This window comes from Bradyrhizobium sp. 141 (assembly GCF_023074055.1).
Lineage (GTDB): Bacteria > Pseudomonadota > Alphaproteobacteria > Rhizobiales > Xanthobacteraceae > Bradyrhizobium.
The window spans coordinates 1-6,120 of the sequence record NZ_JADPKR010000077.1 but is presented as its reverse complement, the minus strand read 5'-3'; the positions used below and the strand labels follow the sequence as shown (position 1 = coordinate 6,120).

The 6,120-nt window shown below is 57.3% G+C and carries 4 protein-coding genes; all 4 read right to left on the bottom strand.

Annotated features, from left to right (window positions below; translation table 11 throughout):
• Positions 1 to 178 precede the first annotated feature (178 nt).
• Complete coding sequence (locus IVA81_RS20185) at positions 179 to 1,174, bottom strand: tyrosine-type recombinase/integrase (protein ID WP_247321181.1); 996 nt, start codon at positions 1,172 to 1,174, stop codon at positions 179 to 181.
• A complete protein-coding gene (locus tag IVA81_RS20180) occupies positions 1,167 to 2,117 on the bottom strand; it encodes a tyrosine-type recombinase/integrase (RefSeq protein ID WP_247321180.1) in 951 nt (316 codons plus the stop codon). The genes IVA81_RS20185 and IVA81_RS20180 overlap by 8 nt, the downstream gene beginning before the upstream one ends.
• On the bottom strand, positions 2,114 to 3,361 hold the full coding sequence (locus IVA81_RS20175) for a tyrosine-type recombinase/integrase (RefSeq protein ID WP_247321179.1): 1,248 nt from the start codon (positions 3,359 to 3,361) through the stop codon (positions 2,114 to 2,116). The genes IVA81_RS20180 and IVA81_RS20175 overlap by 4 nt, the downstream gene beginning before the upstream one ends.
• A 376-nt stretch (positions 3,362 to 3,737) precedes the next feature.
• The gene (locus IVA81_RS20170) at positions 3,738 to 4,997 is read right to left on the bottom strand and encodes an IS630 family transposase (RefSeq protein WP_247321178.1); all 1,260 of its coding nucleotides are present in this window, start codon (positions 4,995 to 4,997) and stop codon (positions 3,738 to 3,740) included.
• Positions 4,998 to 6,120: the final 1,123 nt, after the last annotated feature.

Below are 6,120 nucleotides of genomic sequence, written 5' to 3'. Positions count from 1 at the left end.
CCGCCGGGGAGCGGCCAGGACGGGGTGACAGATGGCGTGTCTGGGTCGTCCTGACCGATCCAGCGAGGTCATGCCGGACAAAGCCGCGCCGGCCTTCAAGAGAGCGATCGTCGCGCCGCGTCCAGCACCACTCAGAGCAAGAGTGCTCGACGGAGGACGCCGCAATATGACTCCTGACTCACAAGGATTTCAGAAAAGCCATGAGATCTTTGTCCGCCTTCCATGAGCGAGCGGGTCGTGGCTGGCCGACTTCGCAGAGAGCTACGGCGTTGGCTTTCAGCGTGAGGTCTATTTCGGCATAGATGTTGGTGGTGCTGATCGAGACATGCCCCAGCCAGGCGCGGATAGTATTGATGTCCACGCCAGCGAGAACCAGGTGGCAGGCCGTCGTATGCCGGATCACATGCGGGGTTATCATTCTACCCGCCAGTTCCGGCACCCGGGCCGCGCAACGTTCGATGAGCCGATAAACCCCGAAGCGGGTAAAGGGTGTTCCGAGCCTGCTGATGAATACGGCGTCTTCGCCTGCGCGGCCGGTGCTCTCGTCGGCCAAAACGCGTTCGGTTTCCGGCCACAGTGGGCATTGGCGCGTCTTGCCGCCCTTTCCGTGCAGGGTGGCAAGATCGTGACCGCCATTCCCGCGGCCGATTTGCAGATCCCGCACTTTCAGGTGCGTGGCTTCGGATACACGCGCCCCTGTGTTGTAGAGAAAGAGTAGGAGGGCGTATTCGCTTCGGCCCCGCCTGGTCTTGCGGTCGGGCACGGCGAGCATGGCCTCCATTTCCGCCCTGGTCAGCCATCCGACCGATGTCGGCGTGGACTTCTTCGATGCAATAGCCCGGATATGGCCGCACCATTCGACATGCGCTGGATCCCGGCTGCCGATGAAGCGGGCAAACGCCCGGATGGCGGCAAGCCTCTGATTGCGAGTCCGGGCAGAGCAGCCCCGATCTTCCTCGATATGTGCAAGGAACTGCAGCACCAGCACGGAGGTGAGATCGCGCACGGCCAGCCGGTCCACGGGCTTGCGCAGGTTGCGGCTGACGAACGGCAGGAGCAGGCTGAAGGTGTCGCGATAGCTCGTGCGGGTGTTCCGAGCCAAGTTGCGTTCGGTGACGATATGTTCGACCAAGAAGCGCCGGAGCCATGGGCCAAGGGTTACGAGTTCAGACATCCTGATCTCCCTCTGCATAGCGAGCAAAGCGCAGACATGCCTGCTGCAGAAGCTCAGGCGTCATCGACAGATAGACCTTCGTGCCTTCCAGATCGGAATGGCCGAGGTAGGTGGAGAGCACGGGTAACAACCGTTGCACATCCGCTCCCTGACGATACCAGGCAATCAGGCTGTGAACCGCGAAGCTGTGCCGAAGATCGTGCAGGCGCGGGATCTGTCGTCCGCCTGCCTTGCCATGGATTCCGGCGATACGCCGCAGCGCGTCGAATGCTGCCTGAACGGTGCTGCTGGCGAGCCGCGTGCCGTCTCGGTTCGCCACAAGGAAGGAAGTCTCGTCCTGCGCAAGCCCGCCGCGCCGCGGCAGAGGCATGTAGTTGGCCAGCACCATTGCAAGCTGCGGTCCGATCGGAACCAGACGGCTCTTGTAGAACTTCGTGGCGCGTATAGTTAGAACGTTTTCCGCCAGATCGACATCTGCAAGCGTGAGCCGCGTCGCTTCGCTGAAGCGCAATCCGACCGCATATAGCAGGAGAAGCAGGGTCCGGAATGTCACTGCGTCGAGCTGAACCGCACCGCGCCGGCTGATCTTCACGTTCGAAAGATCAAAGAGCCGCCGCAACTCGTCACGCGAGTAGATATATGGCGGCGTCCGGGGCGGCGATTTCGGTTCGCTGTTCGGTAACGGCGAGCGCGTCGCATGGCCACGGCTAATCGCATAGCGCCAGAAGCCGGCAAGGACGTAATACTTGTTCTCGCGATGCCGGGCCAGTGGCCCTTTGCCTGCCAGAAAGGCCAGAACCTGGGTCGTGGTCACCGCGTCGCAGGTGGCATTTCCGTCGGCATATCCGAGGAAGTGACGCAGGAGGTTCGCCCCGGTCGTGAACTTGGCGCCATGGGCCCGTCGCCAGAGGATATATTGCTCGATCGTCTCGCGCAGCGTCATGCCAGACCCTCCAGATCAAGGGCCGCAACCTCGCGGAGGGCTGCGAGATTGACCTTGGCGTAGATCGCGGTCGAGGATGGGTCGCGGTGCCCGAGAAAGTCCCCGATCACCTTCATCGACATGCCCTGATCCAGAAGATGCTGGGCTGCAGCGTGCCGCAAGGCATGTGTGCCCCGTCGGCCGGTGACGACGTCTATTCCTGCGAGACGATCACGGACGATTTTGCCGAGCGTCTTTCTGCCAACCGGTCGAATGGGCGCATGCGATGTGAAGAAGAGGCTGCGCCCGAGACCGGTCGGACGGACTTCCCGTACATAGCGCAGAATGGCATTGCCGACGTCTGGTGAGAGTGGCCAGACATGGGTTCGTCCTGGCTTGGGGCAGCGAACGCGAATGATCTCGTTCTCCCAGTCCAGATCGTCGAGCCGCAAGCCGACAACTTCCCCGGCTCGCAGCCCGTAAGTGACAAACAGCATGAGGATCGCGCGGTCGCGCTTGTCGATCGGGCGATCCCCCTGAACAGAAGCCAGCAGGCGCAGGACATCCTTGCGCCTCAGGCCCTTCGGCACGGTCTCGTCCGCCATGAACCGAGGCGCCATGATCCCCGCAGCCAGCCCGGCTCGGCACCAGCCGCGCGCTTCGGCAAACAGGAAGAATGGCCTCAGACGTTGAGCGTAATCGTGTATCGTTCGGCGGCTCCAGGCCCCCCGCCTGTGCTCTGCCGCAACGGCATCGTCGATGTTGGCCATCTGGACGGCGTCCAGCGGTGTGCCTTTCCCTGCCAGCCAGAAGAAGAAGTGGTCGGCGGCGCGGCAGTAGTCTTGTATGGTCGCCGTGGAAAGGCCGCGCTCCTGGCGCAGCCACTTCTCAAAGATCGCGACCTCTCTGTGATGCGGATGGTGCTCATGTTCGGGTTCATCGAGCCATCCCAAGAAGCGCAGCCATTGGATTCCGCGACGGACAAAGCGTGTTCTCGCCTTGGATGACGCCGACCGGTCACACCTGCGAGCCTTCGGCTGCGACCAGATCGCGGTTACGGCCTCGATCTGCGAAAGGCACACTCTGCCGCCTTCTTTCAGCTTCAGAAGGCGCACCAAGCTCAATTGATCATTGGCGCATTTCCGCAAGGTCGATCGTTTTGCACCTGCCTCTCTTAGATGAATGAGATATCGTTCCCGCTGCTCGACAAGTGGCGCCGCTCGATATCTCTCAGCGGTTCGGGGAAAGAAGATTTCTTCAAACATGATCGTGTCTCCATTTCGATGGAAACGTGATCATGCCGACAACTTCCCGTCGGGAGGTTATGTTGACCGATGGTCATCCCCGCCATCCACACCAAATGACCGTACTGCCGATTGCACAGAGGTTTTGACGAGTTGGAGGAACCACATTGCTGGGTCACACGTCTGGGCATGGTGAGAGTAAGCCTCTGTTTTCGATGGACCGCATGGGGCCACCGGCCGGCGTGACGACTACGTGATTTGATGGGCGCTGTACCTCTGATAGCTGCCGACTTGCCCCAGCGCACAAGTCGGCAGCCCTGGGCCAACAGCGGTCATACGGACAGGCAGCTCACATCAAATCTTCAACATGTGAGTTTCCGCCGCAAGCGCGGTCAAGCTAGCGCCAGCGAGGATCCTTGCAATTGTTTTCCTCTTTAAAGACCGCTTCGACCCGCTCCTTACCCCATATCTTGTTTCCCGCTCTGCGAGGTCTCTCTAAAAAGGCTCGATTCCGATCGGCAAAGTACATGTTTATCGCTGCCTTGCATGCGTCGACGTTTCTATAGTCGCTGTTGTGCAGGATCGCGCGCGCCATTCCGCTGAAGACAGACTCAATTACATTCAGAAATTGAGCTCCAGATGGAAGAGGTATGAGCTCGACTAGAGGCGTCTTGTGACGCGATCTAAATTCATCGCAATTCATTTCATCTACAATTTTATAAAGCAGCTTAGATGCATGCCACGACGCCGAATCCCACGAGACAAAAATGCGCTTTTGATCTCTATATCTTGTGATTAATCGTCTCAGGAGCTTGATCATCTCCTTGGAGTTCTTCTTTTTGGAGTAAAAATGTAAAATCTGATTGGATGACAACTCCAAAGCTGCTGTGCAAATGAGCGAGCCTCTACTTCTTTGCCTCTGGGGAATCGTCCGTATCTGATCGCCAGGAACGAGCGCCGTCCCACCGCGAATTCTTACCGAGAAGGGACCAAATTCGTCGATGGAAAAAAATTTCTCGTCCGACGAGAGACAAGAAAGAGTACTCGTGATCTTACTAAGCTTCTCTCGATAAGTTGGATCGCTGCTCGTTAGCGATTTTTTTGCTTTCTTAAACTTGTAGCCAGCAGCAATGAAATACTCTGATGTCGAACTCCGCGACACGCGCTCTCCATACGTCTTCTCGTATGCCTCTGACAACGCCTGCAAACTCCACGATGCGCGATTAATATCGTAGGCGTTCGGTGTTTCGTGGATGATCTTTATCAAGCGTTCCTTTTTTTCCATAATCAGTATTTGTGTTTTTTCCGACAGCTTGCGTATTCTGTTAACGGGAAGGCCATCGAGGCCGACGCGCTGGTAGGTCGCACACCACTTCTCTACGGTACGCCTCGCGCGACCAATTTTTTGGCATATCTCAGATACTGTATGGCAAGATGAAAGCCCCAGTAGTGCGACGCTTACTTCCCATTTTCGTCGATTGTGCGATCGTTGCCAACGCTTGAACACAGCGCAGTCAGTTGGCGAAACCGTTATTAGCAGCCTCTTTGCTCTCGATATCCGGCCAAGGCCGTGTTCCAATCGCCAAGCAGCGTAAAGAGAGGCGAACTGCGTGTATTTGTAGTCGCATTGATTAGCAACCTCGCGCCATACGTCCAAAATAGATAACCCGTCGATCTCGATTCGAGAGTGGACTGAGGATAGACACGCAAGAAGCCTGAGCTTCCTAAATGATGGAGACGGGTATTTCGTGCGTCGAAATAATGGGTCGAGGCCATTGATGCCTTTATGCTCGTAGATTGTACGCCACCGCCCGACGGTCTGCCTCGCGCGACCAATTTTTTGGCATATCGCAGGGACCTTATGGCCAGATGAAAGGTCCAATAGTGCGACGCCCGCTTCCCATTGTCGTCGATTGTGCGATCGTTGCCAACGCTTGAACACAGCGCGGTCAGTTGGCGAAACCGTTATTAGCTGCCTCTTTGCTCTCGATATCCGGCCAAGGCCGTGTTCCGATCGCCAAGTAGCGTAAAGAGAGGCGAACTGCGTGTATTTGTAGTCGCATTGATTAGCAACCTCGCGCCATACGTCCAATATGGACAACCCGTCGATCTCGATTCGAGAGTGGATTGAGGGTAGACACGCAAGCAGCCTTAATTTTCTGGGTGATGGCGCCTGATGTTTCGAACCAGGGAATAACCTGTCGATGAGCCTTGCGCGAGGCAAGCTGTCTATCTGGGATAACGTCAATGAAGATTGCTTAAAGGCAGTAATATACTTCTTTGCGCTACTTCGTGAGATCCGCAGTTGTTTGGCAGTCTGTGCTTTGTTGAAGTCGTCTGCATCACACCTGTTCAAGAGCTTCCGAATTGTTGACGTGGAAAGCTGAGGCTGCGGCATGAATGGCTCCTTTCAAGGATAAAGATCCTCCCTCCACTCTATCGAATGTGGGTACCAATTCCGTAGGGCCTGCTGGCGTCGTGCTAGAGGAATGGCGCGCAATGCGCCATTTCCATGCGCTCACTCGTGATCGGGGGCTGCATGTCGGTTCGGGATCAAGGGCTGCCTTCCCAAATGCGCTAGCGCCACGGTCGCTCTACCTCGGATAGCTGCCGAGTTACTGCACCGCGCAAGTCGGCAGAGGCGGGCAAAGCCGGCTGTGCGCTCCAGCATCTAATTTCGACTGCAGTCCCCAACATAACCGACAACACGACATAATCTGCCCAATTGCCGGCGGCGGGGAGGCCGTTCGGTTCAAATCGCCCCGGCCTCAGCGAAGAGC